We start from the raw sequence: 25,425 nt of genomic DNA on the forward strand, positions 1-25,425 counted from the left end.
CGGACGTCCCCCACGACCACGCCCCCGCAGGAGCCCCCGCATGAGCAGAACTCCCCCGACCTCCCGTCGGCGCCCGTCCCGCGCCGCGCTCGCCGCCGGCACCGCCTCCGCCGTCGCCGCGGCCACCCTGGCCGGCCTCACCCTGGGGCTCGCCCCCGCCGCCTCGGCCGGCGAGTTCCTGGTCAACGGCGGCTTCGAGTCCGGCTCGCTCGGCCCCTGGAACTGCTCCGCCGGCACCGGCAGCGTCGTCGCCAGCCCGGTGCACAGCGGGAGCTACGCCCTGGCCGGGGCCGCCGGCGCGAGCGACACCGCCCAGTGCGCGCAGACCGTCGCCGTCGCCCCCGGCACCACCTACACGCTGAGCGCGTGGGTCAACGGCTCGTACGTGTACCTCGGCGTCGACGGCGGCGGCCCGAGCACCTGGACCCCCGGCACCGGTGGCGCCTACCAGAAGCTCAGCGTCAGCTTCACCACGGGCGCCACGCAGACCAGCGCCACCGTGTACACGCACGGCTGGTACGGCCAGGGCACCTACTACGCGGACGACGTCTCGCTCGACGGGCCGGGCGCGCCGAGCCCGAGCCCGACGTCGACTCCTACGCCCACCGCGTCGCCCACGCCCACCGCGACCCCGACCGGCACCCCGACGGGCACGCCCACCGGCACCCCGACCGGTACGCCCACCGGCACCCCCCAGCCCGGCGGCCACGCCCTGGTCGGCTACCTGCACGCGAGCTTCGCCAACGGCGCCGGCTACACCCGGATGGCCGACGTCCCGAACTCCTGGGACTTCATCGACCTCTCCTTCGGCGAGCCCACCTCGCCCACCTCCGGCGACATCCGCTTCAACCGCTGCTCCACCACCGACTGCCCGACCGCCGAGTCCGACGCGGACTTCAAGGCCGCGATCGCCGCGAAGCGCTCCCAGGGCAAGAAGGTGCTGATCTCGATCGGCGGCCAGAACGGCCAGGTCCAGCTCACCACCACGGCCGCCCGGGACGCCTTCGTCAGCTCGGTCTCGGCGATCATCGACAGGTGGGGCCTGGACGGCCTGGACATCGACTTCGAGGGCCACTCGCTCTCCCTCGACACCGGCGACACCGACTTCAGGAACCCGACCAGCGCGGTCATCGTCAACCTGATCTCGGCGCTGAAGACCCTCAAGGCCAAGTACGGGCCTGCCTTCGTGCTGACCATGGCGCCGGAGACGTTCTTCGTCCAACTCGGCTACCAGTACTACGGTTCCGGCCCGTGGGGCGGCCAGGACCCGCGTGCCGGCGCCTACCTGCCGGTCATCCACGCGCTGCGCGACGACCTCACCCTGCTGCACGTCCAGGACTACAACTCCGGCTCCGTCATGGGCCTGGACAACCAGTACCACTCGATGGGCGGCGCCGACTTCCACGTCGCGATGACCGACCTGCTGCTCAAGGGCTTCCCGGTGGCGGGCAACACCAACAACGTGTTCCCGCCGCTGCCCGCCTCGAAGGTCGCCATCGGCATGCCGGCCACCACCAACGCGGGCAACGGCTACGTCGCCCCGGGCGAGGTGGACAAGGCCCTGGACTGCCTGACCAAGCTCACCGACTGCGGGACGTACGTGCCGCGTTCGGGTGCCCAGCCGAACCTGCGCGGGCTGATGACCTGGTCGATCAACTGGGACCGGTTCGGCGGAGGGGAGTTCTCGAAGAACTTCGACGCCTACTACGGCCGCTGACCCGCGGCCTAGCAGTCCCGAAGTCCCGCAGTCCCGTGCTTGAACCTCACACCGGTGTGAGGTTCGAGCATGGTCCGCATGACGACCGCACAGACCGCACAGACCGCACAGACCGCACAGACCGAGCAGACCACGCAGACCGCGAAGCCCGTATCCCGTACGGCACTTCCGTACCCCGCCCTGCTCGCGCTCGCCACCGCGGTGTTCGTCACCGCGCTGACCGAGACCCTGCCCGTCGGTGTCCTGCCCGGGATGAGCGGGTCCCTCGGCGTCGGCGAGTCGGCGACCGGCCAGACCGTCACCGTCTACGCGCTCGGCACCGCCGCCACCGCGATCCCGCTCACCGCGGCCACCTCCGGCTGGAGCCGCAAGCGGCTGCTGCTCGCCGCGATGGCCGGCTTCGCCGCCGCCAACACGGTGACCGCGCTCTCCTCGGACTACCCGCTGACGATGGCGGCCCGCTTCGTCGCGGGCGTGGCGGCCGGTCTCGCCTGGGCGCTGCTGGCGGGCTACGCGCGCCGGCTGGTGCCCGCCGAGCTGCAGGGCCGGGCGATCGCGATCGCGATGGCCGGCATCCCGGTGGCGCTCTCCCTGGGGGTCCCGGCCGGCACCTTCGCCGGTCAGGCGCTCTCGTGGCGGGTGCCGTTCCTGGCGATGACGGCGCTGGCGCTCGGCGTGATCGGCTGGACCGCCGCCGTCCTGCCGGACCAGCCCGGCAGGACGGCGGGGGAGCGGGCACCGCTGCGGCGGGCGCTCACGGTGCCGGGGGTCGTGCCGGTGCTCGCCGTGACCCTGCTCTTCGTGCTCGCGCACACCATCCTGTTCACCTACATCGCGCCCTTCCTCGCCCGGGCCGGGCTCGGCGGCTCGACCGACTCGGTGCTGCTGGTCTTCGGCCTGGCCTCGCTGGTGAGCATCTGGTTCGTCGGCGCGCACATCCACCGCAGGCTGCGTCCGCTGACGATCGGCGGCGCGCTGCTGGTCGCGGTGACGGCGGGCGTCCTCGCGGTCGGGTCCGGCAGCGCGCCGCTGGTCTACTTCGCGGCGCTGCTCTGGGGCCTCGGCTGGGGCGGGGTGCCGACCCTGCTGCAGACCGCCGTCGGCGACGCCGGCGGGGAGCAGGCCGACGCGGCCCAGGCGATGCTGGTCACCCTGTGGAACGCCGCGATGGCGGGCGGCGGGGTGGTCGGCGGCCTCGTGCTCGGCCGCCTCGGCACCGGCGCACTGCCGTGGACGGTGCTCGCCCTGGTGCTCCCCGCCCTCGCGGCGGTCCTCGCCGCCCGCACCCACGGCTTCCCGGCCCGCCGCGGCTGACCGAACAGTCCTATCCGAGCAGCAGGTTGGTGCTCAGCAGCGACTCCGCGAGACCCGCCGGGGCGGTCGCGAGGGAACCGGCCGAGTACGGGGGCCGCGGGTCGTACTCGATGACCAGCTGGATCGCCTCGGCGGTCGCGTCCCCGGCGATGCGGCCGGTCAGCGTCAGGGCCAGGTCGATGCCGGCCGAGACCCCGGCTGCGGTGGCGTACTTGCCGTCGATGACGACCCGCTCGGTGCCGGTCGGCTCGGCGCCGAAGCCGGTCAGCGCGTCGAGGCAGCACCAGTGCGAGGTGGCCCGGCGTCCGGCGAGCAGTCCGGCGGCGCCGAGCAGCAGGGAGCCGGAGCAGACCGAGGTGGTCCAGGTGGTGGTCGCGTCCACCCGCCGCACCCAGTCGACCAGTTCCCCGTCGGCGAGGGCCGGCTCGGTCCCGGGGCCGCCGGGCACGAGCAGCACGTCGGCGGTGTCGACCTCGTCGAGGGCGGCGTCGGCGGTGAGCGCGAGGCTCTTCATGTCGGTGCGGACCGGCCCCCGCCGGGCCGCGGTGAACACGACCTCGGCGCCGGGGATGCGGGACAGCACCTCGTACGGGCCCACGGCGTCCAGGGCGGTGAAGTCGTCGTACAGCAGGACGGCGATGCGCATCAGTTTCCTCCGGGAGGGCTGGGGTGGAAGCGGCGGCGGTACTCGGCGGGTGGTGCGGCCAGGGTCCGGACGAAGGCGCGCCGCATCGCCTCCGGGGTGCCGTAGCCGCAGGCGCGGGCGATCTCCTCGATCCCGTCCCCGGTGTCCTCCAGGCGGCGCCGGGCGGCCTCCAGCCGGACGCCGTCCACGTACCGGCCCGGGGTGACCCCGACCTCGGCGGCGAAGGCGCGGGCGAAGTGCCGCGGCGAGAGCGCCGAGCGCCGGGCCAGCGCCTCGACCGAGAGGTCCTCCTCGGGGTGCTCGGCGATCCACCGCTGGACCTCGCGCAACGGGTGCCGTGCGGCCACCTGGGCGGCCAGCTGGGTGCTGAACTGGGCCTGGTTGCCCGGCCGGCGCAGGAACACCACCAGGTGGCGGGCGATCAGCAGCGCGGCGTCGCGCCCGAGGTCCTCCTCGACCAGGGCGAGCGCGAGGTCGATGCCGGCCGTGACCCCGGCCGAGGTCGCGACGTGCCCGTCCCGGACGTGGATCGGGTCGGGGTCCACCTCGACGTCGGGGAACCGCCGGGCCAGGGCGTCGCAGTACGCCCAGTGGGTGGTCGCCCGGCGCCCGGCGAGCAGCCCGGCCTCGGCGAGCAGGAAGGCGCCGGTGCACACCGACGCCACCCGTTCGGCCCGGCCGGCCAGCTCCCGGATCCGCGCCACCAGGGCCGGATCCGGCGCGTCCGTGCCCTCCCCGCCGGGCACCAGCAGGGTGTGCACGGGTCCGACGGCGGCCAGGTCCGCGTCCGGCAGCACCCGCAGGCCGCTGCAGCTGCGCACCGGCCCGCCGCCCGCGGCGGCGAGCGTGACCCGGTACGCACCCGGCCGCCCGGCGGCGGCGCCCGCTCCCGCGAACACCTCCAGGGGGCCGGTGACGTCCAGGCTCTGCACGCCGTCGTAGAGGACGACGACCACGCTGCGCGTTCTCATGCGGTCAGCCTGTCAGCGGGCCGGGACGGCAGCAATGACCTGTTTCCCACCTTTCCTGCCACCGGCCCCCCTCGGCTGCTCTCGGCCCAGGGGGGAACGCCGAAACGCCGGAAGGCCCCTCGCTCTCGCGAAGGGCCTTCCGGCTGTCTGTGCGCCGCCAGGGACTCGAACCCCGGACCCGCTGATTAAGAGTCAGCTGCTCTAACCAACTGAGCTAGCGGCGCCTGCTGACGCGGAGAACATTACCTGGTCAGCGGCGGAAACACACAATCGGCCCGGGGCGCCCCGCCGACGGGCGTCACACGGTGAGGACGACCTTCCCCCGGACGTGCCCGGTGGCGACCATCCGGTGGGCGTCGGCGGCGCGCTCCAGCGGGAAGGTCTCGGCGACCTCCAGGCGCAGGCCGCCCGCCTCCCACAGCTCGACCAGCTCGGCCAGCCGGGCGGCCGTCCGCTCCGCGCGCAGCTGCCGCAGCCCGAGCCGCTCGGCGGTCGCGTAGTCGACGACCGTGCCGATCCGGTCCCGGTCGGCGACCAGCTCGACCGAGGCCTCCAGCGCGCCGCGCCCGGCGGCGTCGAACGCGGCGTCCACGCCGTCCGGCGCGAGCGCCCGGACCCGTTCCACCAGTCCGTCGCCGTACGCGACCGGGATCGCGCCCAGTTCGCGCAGGTAGTCGTGGTTGCGCTCGCTCGCGGTGCCGATCACGGTCGCGCCGTAGGCCCGGGCGAGCTGGACGGCCACCGTGCCGACGCCGCCGGAGGCGCCGTGCACCAGCACGGTGTCGCCCGGGCCGACCTTGAGCAGGTCGAGGGCCATGTGCGCGGTCTGGCCGGAGGCGGAGAGCGAGCCGGCCTGCTCCCAGGGCATCCCGGCCGGTTTGGCGACCAGGTGCGAGGTGTCCACGACGACGAACTCGGCCTGGCTGTCGAGCACCCGGAAGCCGATCACCTCGTCGCCGACCTCCCAGCCGTAGCTGCCGGGCCCGAGCTGGTCGACCACGCCGGCGAACTCGTTGCCGAGCACCAGCGGGCCCTCGGCCACGACGCCCGGCGGCCGGAAGCCCGCCCGGATGGCGAGGTCCACCGGCTGCACCCCGGCGGCGTACACCCGGACCCGCACCTGGCCCGGCCCGGCGGTGGGGGTGGCCACCTCGACGACCCGCAGGGCCTCCGGGCCGCCGGGCTCGGGGACGGTGACTGCCTTCATCGGGGGTTCCTGCCTCTCGTCGGTGGTGCGGCCGGTGCTTCCTTCCGATCATCTGACCTCAAGTGCGCTTGAGGTCAACTGCCTTCCCGGCGTGTCCTCCCGGATGGGCGCATTGTCAGATTTATCCTGGGCGGCGCTCAGCCGTCCGTCGCCCGGTCGTCCCCGCCGTCCGCCGCGGGCCGTCCGCCGCCCAGCCGTCCGTCGTCGAGAGGAACCCCCCGTGGGCCAGCTGCCCCTGTTCTTCCTGGTGCTGCTCGCCTCGGTGGTGACCCTGCCGCTCGCGCGCCGCACCGGCGTCCCGCAGCCGGTCCTGATGACGCTGCTCGGCATCGTCATGGCGCTCGTGCCGCAGATCCCGGACATCTCCGTCGAACCCGAGCTGATCCTCCCGCTGGTCCTGCCGCCGCTGATCTTCGCCGTCGCCCGGCGCTCCTCGGTGCGCTACTTCAAGGCCAACATCCGGTCGATCCTGCTGCTGGCCGTGGCGCTGGTCGTGGTCACCACGATCGCGGTGGCGGGCGCCGTCCACTGGCTGCTGCCCGCCCTGCCGCTCGCCGCGGCCGTCGCGGTCGGTGCGCTGGTCTCCCCGCCCGACCCGGTCGCGGCCGTCGCCGTGGCCGGCAGCGTCGGCCTGCCGCGCCGCCTGGTCGCCATCCTGGAGAGCGAGGGCCTGTTCAACGACGTCACCGCGATCGTCATCTACTCGCTCGCCATCGACGCCGTGGTCGGCGGCGACTTCTCGCCCGGCCACGCGGTGCTGCGCTTCGTCCTGTCGGCGGTGCTCGCCGTCGTCGTCGGCGTCGCGCTCGGCTGGGTCAACACCAAGCTCGCCGAGCTCCTGGAGGACCCGACCCAGCAGGTCGCGCTCAACCTCCTGGTCCCGTTCGCCGCCTACACGATCGCCGAGGAGATCCACGGCTCCGGCGTGCTCGCCGTCGTCGTCTGCGCGCTCTACCTCGCCGAACGGGCCGCCGACGCGGACGCCGTCTCCTACCGGCTGGTCGGCAACGCCTTCTGGGAGGTCGTCGAGATCCTCATCACCGGCGTCGCCTTCGGCCTGATCGGCCTCGAACTCGCCACCGTGCTCAAGGAGGCCGGCCAGGGCTGGACCGGCTTCATCGGCGACGCGAGCATGGTGATCGCGGTCGTCGTCGTGGTCCGCCTGCTCTGGCTGCTCCCGGCCGGCTGGCTGTCCCGGCGGCTGCGCGCGGGGGACGACGAGGACACCCCGTTCAGCTGGAAGGAGAGCGTGGTCCTCTGGTGGTCCGGCATGCGCGGGGTCGCCACCGTCGCCCTCGCCCTGGCCATCCCGCTCACCGTCGACTCCGGCGCCGGCTTCCCCGAGCGCGGCCGGCTGGTCTTCATCGCCTTCAGCGTGGTGCTGTTCACGCTGCTCGTCCAGGGCCTGAGCCTGCCCTGGCTGGCCAAGCGCTTCCAGCTCGACCTAGACCAGGACCGGCACGAACAGGCCGTCCGTCAGCTCTGGTGGCGCGCCGCCCGGGCCGGGCTCGACCGGCTGGGCGAACTGGAGGAGCAGGACCGGCTGCCCGCCGAGGTCGCCGACCGCCTGCGGGACCGTCAGCACGACCGGCTGGCCCGGCTCTGCCCCGAGAAGTACGCCGAGGAGGAGGCCTCCGAGGCGAAGCTGCGGCTCTCCCAGTGGCGGGCCGCCCGGGACGTCGAGCAGGAGATGATCGCCGCCTCGCGGCGCGAGATGCTGGTCGCCCGCAGCGAGCTCGGCGCCGACCCGGAGCTCGTCGACCAGGTGCTGCGCGGGCTCGACCTGCGCTCCGAACGCAAGTGACGCGCCGTTCGCGCCGGAGCGTCCACCCGCAGTCCACCGCAGTCCACCGCACTCCGGACGTGCCCGTACGGAATGTGCGCCGCTCCCTCCGGCGTTGCATAGGCTGGCCCCGGGCAGGCCGTCAACGGAGTCGGCGCACCACCGGAACCCGCACGACCTCGCGAAGAGACCCTCACCGCCTGGCCCTGCCGGTATCTGCACCCAGATGAATCGAGGAACACCGATGTCGGAGACCAGCGCCGACGCCCGCACGCCGCTCGACCGCACCCCGCAGTGGGCCGCCCTCGGCAAGCACCGCGCCGAGTTCGGCGACACGCACCTGCGCGAGCTGTTCGCCGCCGACCCCGAGCGCGGTCGCCGCTACACCCTCGGGGTCGGCGACCTGCACGTCGACTACGCCAAGCACCTGGTCACCGACGAGACCCTGGAGCTGCTGCGCGAGCTCGCCGCGGCCACCGGCGTCGCCGAGTTGCGGGACGCGATGTTCCGCGGCGAGAAGATCAACAACACCGAGCAGCGCGCCGTCCTGCACACCGCGCTGCGCGCCCCGCGCGGCGCCGTCGTCGAGGTCGACGGCGTGAACGTCGTGCCCGGCGTGCACGCCGTCCTCGACAAGATGGCCGCCTTCGCCGACCGGGTCCGCGGCGGCGAGTGGAAGGGCCACACCGGCAAGCCGATCCGCACCGTCGTCAACATCGGCATCGGCGGCTCCGACCTCGGCCCGGCCATGGCCTACGAGGTGCTCCGCTCCTTCGCCAAGCGCGACCTCGACGTCCGCTTCGTCTCCAACGTGGACGGCGCCGACCTGCACGAGGCCGTCCGCGACCTGGACCCCGCCGAGACGCTGTTCATCGTCGCCTCGAAGACCTTCACCACCATCGAGACCATCACCAACGCGGTCTCGGCGCGCACCTGGCTGCTCGACGGACTGGACGCCGGCACCGGGGCGGTGGCCAAGCACTTCGTCGCGCTGTCCACCAACGCCCAGGGCGTGCACGACTTCGGCATCGACACGGCCAACATGTTCGAGTTCTGGGACTGGGTCGGCGGCCGCTACTCCTACGACTCGGCGATCGGCCTCTCGCTGATGCTCGCCATCGGCCCGGACGCCTTCCGCGAGATGCTGGACGGCTTCCACCTCGTCGACGAGCACTTCCGCACCGCCCCGCCGGAGGAGAACGTCCCGCTGCTGCTGGGCCTGCTCGGCGTCTGGTACGGCGCGTTCTTCGACGCCCAGGCGCACGCGGTGCTGCCCTACTCGCACTACCTGTCCAAGTTCACCGCCTACCTCCAGCAGCTGGACATGGAGTCCAACGGCAAGTCGGTGGACCGCGCGGGCAACCCGGTGAACTGGCAGACCGGCCCGGTCGTCTGGGGCACCCCGGGCACCAACGGCCAGCACGCCTACTACCAGCTGCTGCACCAGGGCACCAAGGTGATCCCGGCCGACTTCATCGGCTTCGCCCGGCCGGTCGCCGACCTGCTCCCGGGCCTGGTCCCCCAGCACGACCTGCTGCTGGCCAACTTCTTCGCCCAGACCCAGGCGCTGGCCTTCGGCAAGACCGCCGAGGAGGTCGAGGCCGAGGGCGTGCCGGCCGAGCTCGTCCCGCACAAGACGTTCAAGGGCAACCACCCGACCACCACCGTCCTGGCCGGCGAGCTGACCCCGTCGGTGCTCGGTCAGCTGGTCGCGCTCTACGAGCACAAGGTGTTCGTCCAGGGCGCGATCTGGAACATCGACTCCTTCGACCAGTGGGGCGTCGAGCTGGGCAAGGTGCTCGCCAAGCGGATCGAGCCGGTGCTGCTCTCCGGCGAGGGCGCCGAGCAGCTGGACAGCTCCACCGCCGAGCTGGTCGCCCGCTACCGCGGGCTGCGCGGGCGCTGAGCCGTCGGGCCGCCCGTCCTCCGCGGGCGGGCGGCCCCCGGCAGTCCCGGCGCCACCCGACGCGGAAACGCCGGAAGGCCCCTCGCTCTCGCAAGGGGCCTTCCGGCTGTCTGTGCGCCGCCAGGGACTCGAACCCCGGACCCGCTGATTAAGAGTCAGCTGCTCTAACCAACTGAGCTAGCGGCGCCTGCTGACAGAGAAGACTCTAGCAGCGGCCCCGGCCCGCGCCAAAATCGAATACCGGTCGCGCGCTGTTCACCGCGCGGTCACCGCCGGCCCGGCGGGGCCCGCCGCGACCGGCTCGCGCGAGGCCCGGACGCACGCCCACAGCACCACCGAGGCGCCCGGCAGCCACGGCTCCCGGTCCTCCGGCGCCACGATCCACCGGCCGGCGCCCAGCCCGGGGGAGTCCGGGCCGTGCACCATCCGCTGCACCGGCGGCACCGTCACCGTGTCGCCCTTGCCGTGGCAGAGCAGCGGCGGCACGTCCCGGGCCCATTCCTCCCAGGCCAGCAGCCTGCGCAGCCGGGGCGCCGCGCCCGGCTGGACGAACAGCAGGGTCCGCCCGCGGTAGGCCGCGACCGGCCCGCAGCCCGGCCCGGAGGCCCACAGCTCGTCCAGCACCCGGCGGCCGAACAGGGACGGCATGCTGATCACGTCGAACGCCCGCCCGCACGGCAGCACCGACGGCGCCCACGGGCGGGAGTCCCACAGCGCGCGCATGCTGCGCGGGTACTCGCTCGCCGAGGCCAGCCAGGCCTCCCCGGCCACGGTGACGTACTCCACCGACTGATAGGTCCAGATCTCCACGCACAGCAGCGTGCGCGCTGCGCGGGCGCGGCCGGGCGGAAAGGGCCGTTCGCCGGACAGGCCGGCGCGCGGCGGCGTACCCTTCCGCCCCGCGCATATGCCAGGGGCGAGTTTCCGGGGCCTCGGATCCGGCCGGTGCGCGGTCCCGGGGCTCAGTCCCGGGGCTCAGTCCTCGTGGCGGCGCGGCTGGAGCAGGCCGCGGCCGTACTCGATCATCTTGGTGGCGTAGTCGGGGGTCCAGTCCGCCCGCTGCGCGATGTCGTCCGCCGACAGCGCGTCGAAGCGGCGCGGGTCCGCGAGCTGCGCGGCGGCGACCGCCTGGAAGTCCGTGGCCCGCTCGGCGGCCGCGCGGAACGCCAGGGCGAGCTCGGTCGAGCGGCGCAACAGCTCCGCCGGGTCGTCGATCGACTCCAGGTCGAAGAAGCGTTCCGCCTCCGGCTCCGCCGCCTGCGGCTCGAACAGCAGCTGCACCGGACGCAGCCGCCGGGCCGGCGCGGACGGACCACCGGAATCGGACGCCATCGCGTGGGAGTCGGGCATGGACGGACACCTCCGGGTGCTCGGTGAGGGGCGGACGGCGGTTGCTCCGGGGCCGCGCCGCCCGGTCGGGCCGCCGTCCATTGTCGCGCGGAGGCGGCCGATGGCGGAACGGTGCGCGTGCGGGCGCTATTCCCCCGTGCGCGCCCCCGGCGCGCCCCGGACTCCCGCGAGCCGGACACCTTCGGGTGGTCCTTCCCGTGCCGCGGCATCGGGGCGGGGACCGGGCCGTTGTGCCGGGTGATCCCTTCGTCGACCAACGGAACCCCTACAAGGAGAACCATGCGTGTGCGGAACGCCTTCCCGGTCCTCGCCCTGCCCCTCGTCCTCGCCTGCGCGTCCCCGGCCGCCGCCGCCGAGACCACCGTCGTGGTGACCGGGGTCAAGAGCGCCCCCGGCGGTGGATCGACCGCGACCTGCCCCGCCCACAGCCACCTGACCGGCGGCGGCTACACCTTCGCCCCCGCCGGCCCCGGCGACACCGTCCTGGTCAACGCGCCCGCCCCCGGCGCCCCGGGCACCTGGTCGGCCCGCGCCGACCACGGCGTCGTCACCGCGTACGCGCTCTGCGAGACCGAGGACTGACCGCCCCCGGGGCTCAGCGCAACCGCACCCGGTGCCCGGACAGGTGGTGCAGCACCTGGTGGTTCGCCTCCCAGCCGTCCGGGAACCTGACCGAGACGCCCAACTGCACCGGTTCCGTGGACGGATGCTCGTCCAGCAGCTCGGCGATCCCGGCCCGGGCCACCACGATGCACGCGTGCCGGTGGCGGGAGGCGAGCACGCAGAGCCGGCCCGTCTCCAGGTGGAAGGCGGTGGCGTCGGGCCGCCCGGAGAGCGGGTGGAGGACGACGGTGACGTCGTACTCGCGTCCCTGCAGCCGGTTCGCGGTGTCCACGGTGACCGCCGGGCCGGCCGTCCCGTCCACCGGGACGCCCACCTTGAGCAGGGCCGCGCGCACGGCCGCCGCCTGGTCCCGGTGGGCCGTCCCGACCGCGATCCGGTCCGCGGTGAGCGGGGCCTGCCCCTGCTCGGAGTGCGCGCTCAGCCCGCGCTCCAGCAACCGGCGGACGGTCGCCGCGACGGCCGCCACCGCCTGCGGGTCGGTCCGCACGGTGTGCCGGGCGGGCAGTTCCAGCAGCGCCCAGCCGTGCTCGGCCGCCCGGTCGATCGCCGCGTCCAGCGCCGAGCCGTCCGGGCGGACGGTGGCGGTGAGCCGGCGGTCGTCCGGGCCGGTGCCGGAGCGGAACGGCGTGTACGGGTAGAACGCGTCCGAGATCAGCGGCGCCGCGCTGGCCGGCAGCCGCCAGGAGACCGGCAGCCGGTGCGGCTCGATCTGCGGGTTGTGCGCCAGCATCGTGACCACGGCGCTGCTCGACGGGTCGTAGGACAGGCCCGCCCACTGCTCGGTGCCGACCACGGTGAACGGGTCCAGCTGGCCCGGGTCGCCGACGAACAGCGCCCGCTCGAACAGCCGGGCCACCGCGAGCAGCGCGTCCGAGCGCATCTGGTACGCCTCGTCGACGATCGCGTGCCGCCACGGCGCCTCGGCCCGCACCCACTGCCACTTGGCGGAGGTGGAGATCACGACGTCGTGCTCGACCAGGTCCGCGACCTTGTCGGACGGGGTGACGTTGGCGTGCCGCAGCACCTCCGGGCCCGGCCGGCCGTCGGCGGCGTGCAGCCGGCCGATCGTCAGCTCCGGCGCCTTCTCGGCCAGCCGGCCGACCAGGTCGTCCACCTGGCCGTTGGTCTGGGCGACGATCATCAGCCGCTCGCCCGACCGGACCAGCTCCCGGGCGGCGCGCACCACGAGCGTCGACTTCCCGGCGCCGGGCGGCGAGTCCACCACCACGCCGCGCGGGGCGCCGGCCGGCGGGTGGACGGTCGCGGCCAGGATCCGGGCCACGGCGGCGTCGGCGGCCGCGCCCGGGGCCTGGCCCGCTGAGCTCTGCTCGGTCACGCGCTTGCTCACTCCCAGTCGAAGTCGGCCGCGGGGCCCGGGGATCCGGGCGCGGCGCCGGGCGGGCCGCCGTGCGTCCACGGGGTGTCGTCCGGCTCGGGCAGCGGCGCGGACTGGCGGACGGTCAGCTCGAAGAGGGTGAACGTGACCGGCTCGCCGGGCTCGGGCACGCTGCCCGGCTCGGGCTCCTTCCTGCGGCCCATCCCGGACAGGATCCGCAGCGTGATCGTGCCCTCCGCCGGGTCGGCCGCGACGATCTCGGCCTTCTGCGCGGACTGACCTCCCCCGGCCTCCGGGCGGGGGGACCCCCAGACCCGGTGCGCCTCGCGGCCGAGGTCGGCGTGCGGGCGGTCGTCGGTCCGCACGGTGACCAGCGGACGCGGCTTGGGGGAGCGGCCGGAGGTGTCGTGGTCCGGGACGACGTCCGTCACCACGCCGGCGAACGCCTCGCCCGCCAGCCGGTGCTCGGCCATCGCGAGCGGATCGTCCAGCGCCTCCTGGACGTCCAGCCTGGCCTGCTCGCGCTCGCGCTGGGCGAGCTTGCGGGCGGCCGTCACCGCGTCGTCCTGCCGGGGCTGCGGGGGCTCGCCGGCCGCCAGGCGGTCCCGGTGGCCGGTGTACGACCAGCGGTCGCCCGTCCAGCGCTCCGCCAGGTGCCCGGCGGGCGGCAGCGAACGCAGCAGGTCGATGCCGCGCCACACGTCGTGCCAGGTGGGCAGCAGCACGGCGGACAGCGCGCCGCGCACCTGCTCGACGGCCGCCCGGACGGCCTCGCGGGCGCGCGCCGCCGCTTCGTCGTCCCGCTGCTCGGTGCTGTACTGCAGCGCGGAGGCGGCGGCGTCGTACCGGGCGATCGCCGGGCCGAGCACGACGCTGTCGAAGGACGGGTCGGTCGCCGGACCGGCCGGCGGGTGCAGCAGCTGGCCCCGGTCGTCCCGGGCGGACTCGGCCCGCTCGGCCGCCTCGGCCCCGCCGACGCCCTCCGGCGGGAAGTGCCAGGCCAGCCGGGCCGCGAGGTGCTGGTCCTCCAGGTGGCTCTGGCCGGTCGCCCAGTGCCGGGCCAGCAGGCCGGTCATCGGGAGCAGCAGGCTGGAGCCGGGCACCTGGGCCCGGTCGGTGAGGTGGGTCAGCCAGCGGCCGAGCAGCGGGACCCGCACCGGGGCCGGGTACGGGCCCGGCTCGTCGTCCTCGACCGTGCGGCGGAACCGGGTCGAGCGGCCGATCAGTGCGAGGTGGTGCACGCCCGCGCCGTTCGGCACGATCAGCTGCGGCGCGTCGGCGCACAGCTCGCGGAACACCTGCGTCTTCTCGCCGGTCTCCGGGTCCTTCTCGGAGCCCTCGATCTGCTCGACCTCGGCCCCGAAGGACTCCACGTAGGGCAGGAGGTCGGCGGCCAGCGCGGCCAGGAAGTCGAAGCGCAGCGTGCGGTTGAGCGGCTGCGGCACGAGGTGCAGCCGGGGCGCGTCCCGGTCGGTGCCGAGCAGGACGGCCAGCGGCGCGCCCGCCTCGCCGGCGGCGGTCAGCGGGACGAGCACCATCGGCCGGTCGGACAGGTGCCGGTGCCGGACGGTGGCCAGCGGCTCGGCCCGCCCGCTGCGGACGGCCTCCAGCCGGGCGAGGGTGGTCAGCAGACTCATGGCCCCTCGACGATTCGCTCGCTCGTGTGAACGGTCACTTCCGCGGTCACTTCCGCGGTCTCTTCTCCGGCCACTTCCCGGTCACTTCCCCAGGGCTTCGGCGCGCAGCGCGGCCGCGTACGCGAGCCGCTCCGCCGCCTCGTCCGTGCCGCTGCCGGTGGCGGCGGCCAGCGCCTGCGTCACCGTCCGGATGCTGCCCAGCTCGCCGCGCACGCCACGGCCCAGCTGCTCGACCCGGTCGCCGCAGCGGGCCTGGGCGCGGCAGTGGAAGCCGAGCTCGCAGGTGGAGAGGCAGTCCGGGCTGTACGCGGCGGGCACGGCCGCGACCGCGTCGGCCAGCTCGTCGCCCGAGCGGGCCGGAGCGCCCTCCTCGTCGACCGCGAGGTCGAAGGCGGTGCCCTCGGGCAGCGCCTCCAGCAGTCGGCCGATGCCGGTCATCCGGCTCAACTGGCGCCGGGTGGTGGCGAGTTCGCGGCGGATGTCGACGGCGACCGCGGTCGGCCGGTTCCCGAAGTCCTTCGGGCAGACCAGCAGCACGCTCAGCCGGGGACTGCCCGGCAGCCGCTGCTCGGCGTACGGGTCCGGCGTGAGCGCCGCGCCGGACCGGGAGGCGGCCGCGTGCTGCAGCGCCAGCACGTACACGGCCGCCTGGCGGGCGGCGGCGCCGACCTTGGCCGGGTCGGCGGCGCCGTCCAGCACCGGGAAGGACTTGATCTCGACCACCGTGCACCGCCCGCCGTGCACCACGACGGCGTCCGGCTCCAGGTAGGCGGTGCTGCCGGCCACGTCGAGCCGCAGCAGCGGGTGGTCGAGCAGCGTCCACGCGTCCGGGTCGGCGGCGGCCTCCGCCAGCGCCTCGGCCGTCCGGTCCGCGCGCACGGCGGGGCCCGAGCGCTGCAGGAGGTCCGGGACGACCAGCGGGGCGCCGCCGTCCGGCGGGAGGCCGAGGTGGCGGCGCAGCGGTTCCAGCAGCGCCGCGTAGCCGTCGGCCTTCAGCCGGGACTCGAAGATCACGCCGCGGGCGATCGCGAACGGGGACTGCCCGAACGGCGCCGGCCGGCCGAGCCGGGAGGCGAGCACCGCCTTGTCCACCCCGGCCGCGTCCAGCACGGCCCTGCGGTGACAGCCCGGATTGGCGGCGAGCGCGGCGAGGGAGCGGGCGTTCAGACTGCGCTGCGGCGCGGGACCGCGCAGTTCGGCGAGCCGGCGGGCGAGCGGCTCAGAGTGCCCACGGGAGGGGGCGTTCGTCGAGACGTTCATGGTGCGGCCCAGTGTCGCATCCGGGTCCGACAATCCGGCGGGGATCACCCCGTTCCGGCCCGTTCCCGGCCCGCGTCGTGTCCGTCCGGCGCCTTCCCGTGCCCTCCGGCCCCCGCCACCCTTCGCGTTCGCGTCGCCGCTCCGGCCCCTGCTCCCGGCCCGCGTCGTGTCCACCGTCCGGGTGAGGGATCATGGAGCCCGGTGCTCAAGGGTGAGACCGACCGTTGCCGCCGCCCCGTCGCGAGGAGCCCCCCATGCCCGCCCGTATCGTGCTGGTCCGCCACGGCGAGACCGAGTGGTCCGCCACCGGCCGTCACACCGGCCGCACCGACATCCCGCTCACCGAGGAGGGCCGCGCGATGGCCCGGGCGCTCGGTGCCCGGCTGGCCAAGGCGCCCTGGAGCGGGCTGCCGGACGCGCTCGTCTACACCAGCCCGCTCGGCCGGGCCAAGGAGACCTGCGCCCTGGCCGGCTTCGGCGACCGGGCCGTGGACCGCCCCGAGCTCCTCGAATGGGACTACGGCCAGTACGAGGGCCGCACCGGCGCCGACATCCGGGCCACCGACCACCCGGGCTGGCTGATCTGGCGCGACGGCGTGCCGGGCGGCGAGAAGCTCTCCGAGGTGGCGGCCCGCGTGGACGCCTTCCTGGCCGGGCTCAACGACGAGCACGGCGTCCCGGAGACGGACACCACCGTCATGCACGGCGCCGACCGGGACGTCGTCCTCTTCGCCCACGGGCACCTGCTCCGGATCCTGACCGCCCGCTGGCTCGGCCTGCCGCCCGAGTTCGCCCAGCGCTTCAAGCTCGGCACGGCGGCCCTGTGCGTCCTGTCCTGGGAGTACGGCGCGCCCGCGGTCGAGGTGTGGAACGACCTCTCCCACCTGGAGGGCCTGGGCGCCGGCCACTGACCTGGAGGGCCTGGGCACCGGCCGCTGAAGGACCGCCGACCGGCTCCGCTCAGGCGGCGGTCGCGACGTCGTACGCGGCCAGGAACCCGCCGACCTCCGGCACCGCGCCGTGCGGCCGCAGCCGTTCGGCGGTGTGCGCGAGCATGCTCCGGATCCGGGCGGAGCGGACCTCGCCGAACAGCGCCACGGCGGCCGAGCCGTGGTGCGCGGCGCCCGTGAGGTCGCCCCGGCCGAGCCGGTCGTGGGCGAGCTCGGCGGTGTACAGCACCCGGTTGCGGACGAAGTGCGGCTCCTGGAGCGTTATGGCGAGCCCGGCCTGCTCGCTGGCCCGGTCCCAGTCGCCGAGCGCGGACCAGCACTGGGACTGGAGCCCGGCGATCTCGGCCTCGCCGAAGAAGGACATCCACTCCGGGTCGGCCTCGCAGGGCCCGCGGTCGAACAGGGTGTACGCACGGGCGATCGCGCGCTCGCAGGCGGATCGGTCCTGCAGGAGCGCCCAGCCGCCGGCCTCGCGCATGGCGAGCAGCGCCAGCAGCCGGTCGGAGTCGAGGTGCCGGGCGGCCGCCTGCCCGGCCTGGGCGGCGCGCAGCGCCTCGCGGGGGCGGCCGGCGTCCCGGGCGAGGAAGGCGCTGTTGGAGAAGACGTGCGCCTCCAGGGCGGAGTCGCCGGCCATCCGCGCGGTGGCGAGCGCCTCGGCGTAGAGCGAGCGGGCGTCCGCGAGCCGGTTGGAGTCGTGGGCCAGCCAGCCGACGGAGATGGCGAGTTCGCCGGCCCCGGCCTGCAGCCGGCGCTCCGTCTCGGCGCTGTACTCGCCCTCGTTGAGCAGCACGTAGGCCGTCCGCAGCGACTGCCCGGCCAGCTCGAACAGGGTGTCGCCGCCGTGCGCGTCGTCGGCGAGCCGGATGTCCCGGACGGCCTGTTCCACGCCCAGCACCTCGGCGGCGCCGACCTTGCGCAGCGGCACCGGGGCGCTGCGGCCGGGCACCAGGGCACCGGCCCCGGCGCCCGGGCCGGTGCCGGGGGCGGCCGCGGCGGGCGGGTCGAATCCGATCGCGGTGGCCAGGGCGGCCGAGCCGCCGGTCAGGAACGTACGGCGACGCACGTCGTCGTTCTCCTCGTCGAGAAGGCGCGGTCCGGCGGGCCCTCGGGGCACCGCCGCGGAGAGCGGCCACGGGGGGCCGTCCGGGGCGGGCGGATCCGCGTACGGCGAGGCAGCGTACGGGAGTTGGGTGGAGAGTGGCGAGCGCGGGGCGGGCAGGGTCGGGAACGGTGGGTGGAGCGGGGGTGGCGTGTCGCCCGGGGCGCCGTCCGCCGGGCGGCGGCGGACGGAGGTCCTGGGGGCGAAGCCGAGGTCGGTGAGCGAGCGGCCCGGCCACATGTGCCGGAACACGCGCTCGTAGGCGTAGTTGGGACAGCGGATCTCGCCGGACTCGACCCGTCCGACGTAGCGGGCGTCGCAGGACACGTGCTCCCCGATCTCGCGGGCGGCGCGGCGCACGGCGGTGGCGAACTCGCCGGGCGAGCGGTCGCCGCGCAGTGCGCGCATCACGGTGTTGGGTGACGGGCGGGTCGGCTCGGCCGGTGGGGTGGCTGCCATGGTGCGCTCCGTGGAGGTGCGGGGGCGGTGCCCGGGTGCTCCGAACGGATCACCCCGGCCCGCCACCGACAGTACCGGGAGTCACCGGTCGGCCACAGCGCGTTCCCGTCCGATATATGGTCAATCCGGGGCGAAACGGGCGCAGTTGCCGAGATCTGCCATGAAATGCCATGCCTTGCTGTAAGGCGCCCCGTGGCCTGCGGCGCGGTTGCGGCGTTGTCCTGGTACGTGGAACCCAGGCCGCCGCCCCCGGCCCCGCCGCCCGCTCCGGCGACACCCCCACCTCCCCGGACCGCCCGGGGCCTCCCGGCGGCCCGGCTTCCGATCCGACGAGGTGACAGGAGGGCCCGTGATGGCCACCGGACTGCCGCAGTACCGACCTGCCGTCGGAGGTGTGCTCGCCGGCGCCGCCCCCGCCCTGCTCCCCGATCCCGCCGACGACCGGATCCCCGGCCGGGGACCGGTCGAGGGCGGCCGCGCCCCCTGCGGGGGCCGGAGCCCCGGCCGCCGCCCGGCCGTCGGCGAGGGCACCGTCCTCCCCGGCTACGACACCGTGACGGTCGGCGTGCGGCACGGACTGGAGGCGGTCGACATCCTGCGCCTGCGCCGCGCCTGCGGGGCCGTCCTGCAGAGCCGCAGCGGCAGCACCGTCTCCTTCTACGTCCCGGCCGGCACCTGTGACACCTGGCACCTGCCCGGCAGCTCGTGCACGCCCGGCGCCCTGCTGCTGCCCGTCGCCGATCCGCGCTGGGTGATGCCCCCGACCGCCACCGACGGCTCCACCCGGCCCACCGACGCGTGGGTGCTCCGCTCCGCGCTCTGCGAGGCCGCCTGCACGCTGACCGCCGGCGGCCTCGGCCCGTTCTAGCGGGCGTGCCGTGCGGATCCCGCCGGGCCCTCGGTCCGTTCCTCCGGCCGGATCCACCCAGCACGCCCGCGGGCGTTCGCCAGTTCGAGTGGTCCCATCGACCTGCGCCGATAATGGCTGTCATGGGACGAAGCAGCAGGGCCGCGCGCGGCACCGACCGGGGCCGCGCGACGGCGCAGCCGCAGCCCGACACCACCGGGCCCGGCGGCCGCCTCCACGCCCAGGGGCCGCTCACCCGTCCCGTCGGCTCCGGCCTGGCCGAGCTCCGCCCGGACCGGGACCGCCCCGCCGCGTGGTCCCTGCTGATCGACGGCGCCCCGCAGTCGATGGTCGACCTCGCCGACCCGACCCACCTCGGCTTCGAGTACCAGCGCCGGCTCGGCCACCTGATAGACCTCGTCGCGCCGCCCGGCCGCCCGCTCACCGTCCTGCACCTCGGCGGCGGCGCCCTCACCCTCGCCCGCTACGTCGCGGCGACCCGCCCCCGCTCCCGGCAGCAGGTCGCCGAGATCGACACCGCGCTCACCGAGCTGGTCCGCGCCGAACTCCCGCTGGAGCGCGGCTGGCAGATCAAGGTCCGCGGCGGGGACGCCCGCAACGTGCTGGAGCGCACCCCGGAGGGCAGCGTCGACCTGGTGATCACCGACGTCTTCTCCGGCGCCCGGACCCCGGCGCACTGCACCACGGTCGAGTTCGCGACGCTCGCCTCCCGCGCGCTCGCCCCCGGCGGCTGGTACGCGGTCAACATGGCCGACGGCTCCGCCCTCCCGTTCGCGCGCGCCCAGGTCGCCACGCTGGGCGCGGTCTTCCCCGAGCTCTGCCTCGTCGCCGACCCGGCGGTCCTGCGCGGCAAGCGCTTCGGCAACCTGATCCTGGCCGCGGCCCACGCCCCCCTCCCGGTCGCCGACCTCACGCGGCGCGTGGCCACCGACTCCGCCCTCGCCCGCGTCGAACACGGAGGGCCCCTGGCCGCGTTCACCGCCGGGGCCGCTCCCGTGACGGACGCCACGGCCGTCCCGTCCCCGGCCCCGCCGGCGGGCGTCTTCCGCTGACGGGCGGTGCGGCGCGGGCGCTCGCCGTGTGGCAGGTGCCTTGCCGAGCCGTTCCTGCGGCGTCCGTCCGACCGCGACCGCCGCGTCGGCTCGGCTTTGCCTGGGGGGCTGTGCCCACCGCGCCCGCCCGCCGCGTTCGCTCGGCTGTGCCTGGGGGGCTGTGCCCATCGCGCCGGCCCGCCGCGTTCGCTCGGCTGTGCCTGGCGGGGTGCGACCACCGCGCCCGCCCGGCCGTGTCCGCTCGGCTGTGCCTGGCGGGCTGTGCCCATCGCGTCGGCCCGGCCGCGCCGGCCGGCCGCGGCCGCTCGGCTGCGCCAACCGCCGTGCTCGACCCGGCGCGCGTCCACCCGGGCTGTGAACTCGTCCCCCCGGCAAGGGATCCCGCCCGCCAGGCCCCGTCGGGTCAGTGCCCCCGCGGCAGCCCGCGGTGCTTCCACATCGCCGCCCCCGTGAGCAGGAGCCCGGCCGCGATGGGGGCGAGGACGGCGGTGGCCGTGCCGGAGCCGTCCTTGGCGGCGGTCACGGTGGCCGTGTCGGCGAGCGCGAGGGCCGAGGGCGTTCCCGGAGCGCCGGTCGAGGGCGCGGTGGACGTCTGTCCGGTGTGCCCGGTGCCGGCGGTGGCGTCGGGTGCCGCGGGTCCGGCGGCCGTGCCCGACGGCACCGCGGGCTCGGGTGCGGCGGCGGCCGGTTCGGCCTTCCGCGCCGCCGGTGCGGAACCCGCGGGGTGTGCGGACCTCGTCCCGCCGTGCTCGCCGGGGGTGGCCGTGGACCCGGCGGGTCCGCCCTCGCGCGGCGCGGGTGTCGCGGTGGGCCGGCCCTGGGGCGGCACCGCGCCGAGCAGGCCGGAGGCCAGGGCGAAGGCGTCGGGTACGGCCGCCCGCTGGCCGGGGAGCGGCAGGCCGCCGGCCCGGATGCGTTCCTGCAGGCCGCCGTTGGCGGCCCCGGTGGTGCCGGCGAGCTCGTCGACGAGCCCGGGGGAGTTCGAGGCGGGCGTCCGCGCGGGAGTGCCGACGCGTTCGGCCGACTCCTTGTCGTGCTGCGCCGGCGTGCCGTGCAGGGCGCGTCGGACGGCGGTGTCGGCGGGGGCGGGCAGGGGGTCGGTCGTGGCCGCGTACGCGCCGGTGGCGCCGATGCCCCAGAGCTGTGCGAGCAGTGCCCCGCCGGCCGCGACGGCGCGGGGCCCGGGGAGCCACCGGCCGGCCGAGCGCCGGGCGCCGGTGGCGCCGAGGGGGTCGGGTTCCTGGTGCCTGGTGGCGTGATTGGCTCGCATGTGAGTTGAGAACGAGCGGACGGGCCGTGAGGTCACGCCGGCCGTCACGGACAGTCATCGTGGCCCCGGGGATGCCGCCCCGGGGCCACGGACCGCGCGGCGGTCAGGAGTTGGGGCGCAGGGTCCAAGTGACCGTCATCACACCGGTGACGGCGCCGTCGGCCCGGGTGATCTCGACGGTGACGGGGAACTCCGGGCGCTCGCCCGCGTCCAGCTCGGCGACGATGTCGGCGGCCGGGCGGCCCAGCACGGCGGTCGCGGTGACCTCGCCCATCGCGAGCTTCTTGTACGCGATCTCGGCGTTGACGGCGAGCGGCACGGCGCGCGAGAGCTGGTCGCCGAAGGCGGCGAGCACGATGCAGCCGCTGGCGGACTCGGCGAGGGTGAACATCGCGCCGGCGTGCGGCCCGCCGACGTGGTTGTGGTACTCGGGCTGGTCGGGCAGCCGGAGCACGGCGCGCTCCGGGGTGGTCTCCAGGTACTCGAGCTTGAGGGTGCGCGCCATCGGGACGGTGGCGTCGAGCATCTGGCCGATCGAAGGTGTCGTCATGCGGACGATGTTACTGCTCGGTAGCTTCCGGCGACAGGCCCGTCCTCGACGGGCGGTGCGGGAGTCCGATGTGAGGGAACGCGAAAACGCCCGAGGGGCCGACCTCTTGAAGAGATCGGCCCCTCGGGCTCGTGGGGTGAGTGACGGGACTCGAACCCGCGGCCACCTGGACCACAACCAGGTGCTCTACCAACTGAGCTACACCCACCATCTGTCCGGCCCGTTCCCGCTCTTCGCGTTCCCGTTCCGACAGGAAGAACTCTACAGGATCCGAGAGGGTGCTCGCGCCAGGGTTTCCCGCGGGCGTGCGCGGACCCCTCGCGGAGCCCTACCGGAGCCCGCCGGACCGTCCGATCGGACGGTCCGGCGGGTGGGTGCGCGGGTTGGTGCGGAGGGTCAGTCCGTCGCGGGCCGGTACTTCTCGGCGATCGCGCGCGCGGTGTCGGTGTCCGGGCCGGGCTGGGGGACGAACACCGCCTCGCGGTAGTACCGCAGTTCGTCGATGCTCTCGCGGATGTCGGCGAGCGCGCGGTGGTTGCCGCCCTTCTGCGGGCTGTTGTAGTACGCCTTCGGGTACCAGCGGCGGGACAGCTCCTTGATCGAGGAGACGTCCACGATCCGGTAGTGCAGGTGGCCCTCCAGGGCGGGCATGTCCCGGGCCAGGAAGCCGCGGTCGGTGGCCACCGAGTTCCCGCACAGCGGCGTCTTGCCGGCCTCCGGCACGTGCTGGCGCACGTACGCGAGCACCCGCTCCTCGGCCTCGGCGAGCGTCACCCCGTGCTCGAGCTCGTCGAGTAGCCCGGAGGAGGTGTGCATGGCGCGCACCACCTCGGGCATGTTCGCCAGCGCCTCCGCGGGCGGGCGGATGATGACGTCGACACCCTCGCCGAGGATGTTCAGCTCGGAGTCCGTCACCAGCGCCGCGACCTCGACCAGGGCGTCCCGGTCGAGGTCGAGGCCGGTCATTTCACAGTCGATCCATACCAAACGGTCATTCACGCAACTCACCCTACGGCGCGATCACGCGCCGCGGGGACCGGTGGAGCCGAGCGGGGGGCCTGGGCGAGCGCCTCGGCGGACCGTTCGTCCGGCCCGAGGCCGTCCGCGTGGTCGCCGTGCTCACCGAGGTCGCGGTGCTCCGCGGCGCCGGTGTGGTCGGCCTCCCGGTCCGAGCGGACGGGGTGGCCGTCCCGTCCGGGCCTGGCCTCCCTCGCCGCGGCACGGCCGCCGTCGGCCGCCGCCGCGCGTCCGCCCTGTGGACGGACCTGCGGCGCCCGGGCCTGACGCGCCCGGACGTCGCCGCCGGACACCGGCTGCCCGCCGGGCGAGCCGTGACCGCGCACCGCCCCGGCGCCACCCGGCTCGTCCGCCGGCCGCTCGACCGCGCTCCGGTGACCCTGCCCCTGGCCGCGCGCACCCGGCTGCGGGAGCCCGTCCTCGGTCGCCGCGTGCTCGGCCGTGCGCGGCGGACGGCCCGCGCCCGGACCGGCCTGCGGCGGCACGAGCGGCGGCCGCATCGGACCGCGCGCCGCACCCGGCTGCCCGGGGTACGGCTGCTGCGCGGCCTGCTGGTACGGGTACGCCTGACCGGGGCGCGCGTGGTGCGGCTGCGGGGCCTGCGCACCGGCGGGACCGGGACCGAACGGACCCGGCTGGCCGTGCGGACCGGCCTGACCGTGGCCGCCCGGCTGGCCGTGCGCCGCCGCCTGCCCGTGCTGCGGGTGCTGACCGTGCTGCGCGGGCAGCACCGGACCGCCGGCCGCCGCCGGGAACCCGTGCGCCGGCTGCTGGCCGTGCACCCCGCCGAACGCGCCGCCGCCCGCCGCCGTCGCGGTGGCCGCCCCGTGCGGACCGGCCGGTCCCGCGGTCTGCGGGCCGGGCCGACGCGCCCGGTAGCCGGTCCGGTAGGCGGCCGGCGAGACCCCGAGCTGACGGCGGAAGTGCCCGCGCAGCGCCACCGGCGAACGGAACCCGCACCGCCGCGCGACGTCGTCCACCGACAGCTCCGACGTCTCCAGCAGCCGCTGCGCCTGGAGCACCCGCTGGGTGATCAGCCACTGCAGCGGCGCGCTGCCGGTGAGCGTGCGGAACCGCCGGTCGAAGGTGCGCCGGCTCATGTAGGCGCGAGCCGCCAGCACCTCGACGTCGAACTGCTGGTTGAGGTTCTCCAGCGCCCACGTGACCACCTCGGCCAGCGGGTCGTTGCCGATCTCCTCCGGTAAAGACTGATCGATGTACTGGGCCTGTCCTCCACCGCTGCGGCGGCTCGGCACCACCAGGCGGCGGGCGAGCGCGTTGGCCGCCTCGGCGCCGTGGTCGCTGCGCACCACGTGCAGGCAGAGGTCGATGCCGGCGGCGGTGCCGGCCGAGGTCAGCACGTCGCCGTCGTCGACGAAGAGCTCACGCGGGTCGACGTGCACCCGCGGGTAGCGCTTGGCGAGGGTCGGGGCGTACATCCAGTGGGTGGTCGCCGGCCGCCCGTCGAGCAGGCCGGCCGCGGCGAGCACGAACGCGCCGGTGCACAGGCCGATGATCCGCGCACCCTCGTGGTGCGCCTTGCGCAGGGCGGTGATCGCCTCGACCGGCGGCGGCTGCGAGATCGACCGCCAGGCCGGTACGACGATCGTGCCGGCCCGGGCCAGGGCCTCCAGGCCGTAGGGGGCGGAGAGGGTGAGGCCGCCGGTGGTGGCGAGCGGGCCCTCCTCCCCGGCGCACACCAGCAGGCGGTAGCGCGGCACCCCGGCGTCCTGGCGGTCGACCCCGAAGACGGAGAGCGGGATCGAGCTCTCGAAGATCGGGGCGCCGCCGAAGATCAGCACCGCGACGGTCTCGCGGCGGCGCCGGCCGGACAGCTTGCGCGGCGCGGCGGTCATCACCGCCGTCGCGGAGCCGTTCGCGCCGGACCGCTCGCCGAGCGGGCCGCCGTGGGCACCGCCGTGTGCGGGACCGTGCGGAGCGCCGTGTCCGAGCGGACCGTGCCCGCCCGCGACGCCCACGCCCGGGCCGAGGCCGAGTCCGCCGAGCGTGCCGGTGGAGCCGCCGGGCAGGCCGGGAGCGCCAGGCGTGCCCGGGTAGACGGGGTAGTCCGCGCCGTAACCCTGGCCCGCGCCGCCGGATCCGTAACCCTGGCCCGCGGCTCCGGAGCCGTAACCCGCGCCCGCGGTACCGGATCCGTAGCCCGGGCCTGCGGTGCCGGATCCGTATGCCGCGCCCGCACCGCCGGAGCCGTACGGCTGGCCTGGGTTGATGGGGCCTCGGCTGACGGCCGGTCCGCCGTGCTCCGGGGACGCGCCGTAGGAAGGGGCGCCGGGCGCGGCGGAGTGGGCGGCCGGAGCGTTCGGTCCGGCGGAGTGGGAGGGGTACGAAGCGGTGCCGGAGGTGCCGGAGTTGCGGGTGGTGGCGGCGATCGCGGAGGTGCCAGCGCTT

Annotated in this window: 20 protein-coding genes, 3 tRNA genes and 1 pseudogene; 8 read left to right on the plus strand and 16 right to left on the minus strand. The window is 75.6% G+C overall.

What is annotated here, in order from left to right; translation table 11 throughout:
- The first annotated feature begins 40 nt into the window (after positions 1-40).
- Both ACFXDE_RS06310 and ACFXDE_RS06315 read left to right on the plus strand, forming a co-directional pair.
- The gene (locus tag ACFXDE_RS06310) at positions 41-1,717 is read left to right on the plus strand and encodes a chitinase (RefSeq protein ID WP_380491400.1); all 1,677 of its coding nucleotides are present in this window, start codon (positions 41-43) and stop codon (positions 1,715-1,717) included.
- 78 nt (positions 1,718-1,795) lie between these two features.
- Positions 1,796-3,031, plus strand: a complete 1,236-nt coding sequence (locus ACFXDE_RS06315) for an MFS transporter (protein ID WP_380491402.1) — start codon at positions 1,796-1,798, stop codon at positions 3,029-3,031.
- Positions 3,032-3,041: 10 nt separating this feature from the next.
- Here the strand turns inward: ACFXDE_RS06315 and ACFXDE_RS06320 are convergent, their stop codons facing one another.
- From ACFXDE_RS06320 to ACFXDE_RS06335, 4 genes are all read right to left on the minus strand, one after another.
- Positions 3,042-3,677, minus strand: coding sequence for a DJ-1/PfpI family protein (locus tag ACFXDE_RS06320; protein ID WP_380491404.1), 636 nt, complete (start codon positions 3,675-3,677; stop codon positions 3,042-3,044).
- Positions 3,677-4,648, minus strand: a complete 972-nt coding sequence (locus ACFXDE_RS06325) for a GlxA family transcriptional regulator (protein WP_380491406.1) — start codon at positions 4,646-4,648, stop codon at positions 3,677-3,679. Before ACFXDE_RS06325 ends, ACFXDE_RS06320 begins: the two co-directional genes overlap by 1 nt.
- A gap of 150 nt (positions 4,649-4,798) precedes the next feature.
- Positions 4,799-4,872, minus strand: a tRNA-Lys gene (locus tag ACFXDE_RS06330).
- Between the two features lie 74 nt (positions 4,873-4,946).
- Entirely contained in the window at positions 4,947-5,855 is a 909-nt protein-coding gene (locus ACFXDE_RS06335; protein WP_380491408.1) for an NADP-dependent oxidoreductase, read from the minus strand.
- Positions 5,856-6,075: 220 nt separating this feature from the next.
- On the opposite strand from ACFXDE_RS06335, the gene ACFXDE_RS06340 reads away from it, so the two are divergent.
- Positions 6,076-7,659 (plus strand): Na+/H+ antiporter, encoded by a 1,584-nt coding sequence (locus ACFXDE_RS06340; protein WP_380435223.1) that lies wholly within the window; start codon positions 6,076-6,078, stop codon positions 7,657-7,659.
- Positions 7,660-7,882: 223 nt separating this feature from the next.
- Positions 7,883-9,544, plus strand: coding sequence for a glucose-6-phosphate isomerase (pgi, locus tag ACFXDE_RS06345; RefSeq protein WP_380491410.1), 1,662 nt, complete (start codon positions 7,883-7,885; stop codon positions 9,542-9,544).
- 113 nt (positions 9,545-9,657) lie between these two features.
- Here pgi and ACFXDE_RS06350 read toward each other — a convergent pair.
- The 3 genes from ACFXDE_RS06350 to ACFXDE_RS06360 all read right to left on the minus strand — a co-directional run bounded on the left by ACFXDE_RS06350 (position 9,658) and on the right by ACFXDE_RS06360 (position 10,894).
- Positions 9,658-9,731: transfer RNA gene (locus ACFXDE_RS06350), tRNA-Lys, on the minus strand.
- A 68-nt stretch (positions 9,732-9,799) separates the two neighbouring features.
- A complete protein-coding gene (locus ACFXDE_RS06355; protein ID WP_380491412.1) occupies positions 9,800-10,354 on the minus strand; it encodes a bifunctional DNA primase/polymerase in 555 nt (184 codons plus the stop codon).
- 165 nt (positions 10,355-10,519) lie between these two features.
- Positions 10,520-10,894, minus strand: a complete 375-nt coding sequence (locus ACFXDE_RS06360; protein WP_380445948.1) for a hypothetical protein — start codon at positions 10,892-10,894, stop codon at positions 10,520-10,522.
- Between the two features lie 279 nt (positions 10,895-11,173).
- Here ACFXDE_RS06360 and ACFXDE_RS06365 point away from each other — a divergent pair, with 279 nt between their 5' ends.
- A complete protein-coding gene (locus tag ACFXDE_RS06365; protein WP_380491414.1) occupies positions 11,174-11,476 on the plus strand; it encodes a hypothetical protein in 303 nt (100 codons plus the stop codon).
- Positions 11,477-11,489: 13 nt separating this feature from the next.
- Here the strand turns inward: ACFXDE_RS06365 and ACFXDE_RS06370 are convergent, their stop codons facing one another.
- The 3 genes from ACFXDE_RS06370 to ACFXDE_RS06380 all read right to left on the minus strand — a co-directional run bounded on the left by ACFXDE_RS06370 (position 11,490) and on the right by ACFXDE_RS06380 (position 15,751).
- A complete protein-coding gene (locus ACFXDE_RS06370; RefSeq protein WP_380491416.1) occupies positions 11,490-12,854 on the minus strand; it encodes an AAA family ATPase in 1,365 nt (454 codons plus the stop codon).
- Positions 12,855-12,862: 8 nt separating this feature from the next.
- Positions 12,863-14,491, minus strand: a complete 1,629-nt coding sequence (locus ACFXDE_RS06375) for a hypothetical protein (protein ID WP_380491418.1) — start codon at positions 14,489-14,491, stop codon at positions 12,863-12,865.
- 81 nt (positions 14,492-14,572) lie between these two features.
- The gene (locus ACFXDE_RS06380; protein WP_380491420.1) at positions 14,573-15,751 is read right to left on the minus strand and encodes a hypothetical protein; all 1,179 of its coding nucleotides are present in this window, start codon (positions 15,749-15,751) and stop codon (positions 14,573-14,575) included.
- A gap of 254 nt (positions 15,752-16,005) precedes the next feature.
- On the opposite strand from ACFXDE_RS06380, the gene ACFXDE_RS06385 reads away from it, so the two are divergent.
- Positions 16,006-16,662, plus strand: a complete 657-nt coding sequence (locus ACFXDE_RS06385; RefSeq protein ID WP_380491422.1) for a histidine phosphatase family protein — start codon at positions 16,006-16,008, stop codon at positions 16,660-16,662.
- Between the two features lie 49 nt (positions 16,663-16,711).
- Here ACFXDE_RS06385 and ACFXDE_RS06390 read toward each other — a convergent pair whose 3' ends face one another.
- Positions 16,712-18,259 carry a tetratricopeptide repeat protein gene (locus ACFXDE_RS06390; RefSeq protein WP_380491424.1) on the minus strand — a complete coding sequence of 516 codons (1,548 nt, stop codon included), beginning with the start codon at positions 18,257-18,259 and terminating at the stop codon, positions 16,712-16,714.
- A 352-nt stretch (positions 18,260-18,611) separates the two neighbouring features.
- Here ACFXDE_RS06390 and ACFXDE_RS06395 point away from each other — a divergent pair, with 352 nt between their 5' ends.
- Both ACFXDE_RS06395 and ACFXDE_RS06400 read left to right on the plus strand, forming a co-directional pair.
- On the plus strand, positions 18,612-19,127 hold the full coding sequence (locus ACFXDE_RS06395) for a hypothetical protein (protein ID WP_380491426.1): 516 nt from the start codon (positions 18,612-18,614) through the stop codon (positions 19,125-19,127).
- 122 nt (positions 19,128-19,249) lie between these two features.
- Complete coding sequence (locus ACFXDE_RS06400) at positions 19,250-20,179, plus strand: spermidine synthase (protein WP_380491428.1); 930 nt, start codon at positions 19,250-19,252, stop codon at positions 20,177-20,179.
- A gap of 403 nt (positions 20,180-20,582) precedes the next feature.
- Here ACFXDE_RS06400 and ACFXDE_RS06405 read toward each other — a convergent pair whose 3' ends face one another.
- The 5 genes and pseudogenes from ACFXDE_RS06405 to ACFXDE_RS06425 form a co-directional block, all read right to left on the minus strand.
- Positions 20,583-21,449 (minus strand): hypothetical protein, encoded by an 867-nt coding sequence (locus ACFXDE_RS06405; protein WP_380491430.1) that lies wholly within the window; start codon positions 21,447-21,449, stop codon positions 20,583-20,585.
- Positions 21,450-21,552: 103 nt separating this feature from the next.
- On the minus strand, positions 21,553-21,999 hold the full coding sequence (locus ACFXDE_RS06410) for a DUF4442 domain-containing protein (protein WP_329929065.1): 447 nt from the start codon (positions 21,997-21,999) through the stop codon (positions 21,553-21,555).
- A gap of 132 nt (positions 22,000-22,131) precedes the next feature.
- Positions 22,132-22,207 (minus strand) — tRNA-His (locus tag ACFXDE_RS06415).
- Positions 22,208-22,395: 188 nt separating this feature from the next.
- Positions 22,396-22,998 carry an oligoribonuclease gene (gene orn / locus ACFXDE_RS06420; RefSeq protein ID WP_359974490.1) on the minus strand — a complete coding sequence of 201 codons (603 nt, stop codon included), beginning with the start codon at positions 22,996-22,998 and terminating at the stop codon, positions 22,396-22,398.
- A 593-nt stretch (positions 22,999-23,591) separates the two neighbouring features.
- Positions 23,592-24,872 (minus strand): annotated as a pseudogene (locus tag ACFXDE_RS06425) (helix-turn-helix domain-containing protein); the annotation flags it as partial.
- Positions 24,873-25,425: the final 553 nt, after the last annotated feature.

This window comes from Kitasatospora sp. NPDC059408 (assembly GCF_042751525.1).
GTDB lineage: Bacteria > Actinomycetota > Actinomycetes > Streptomycetales > Streptomycetaceae > Kitasatospora.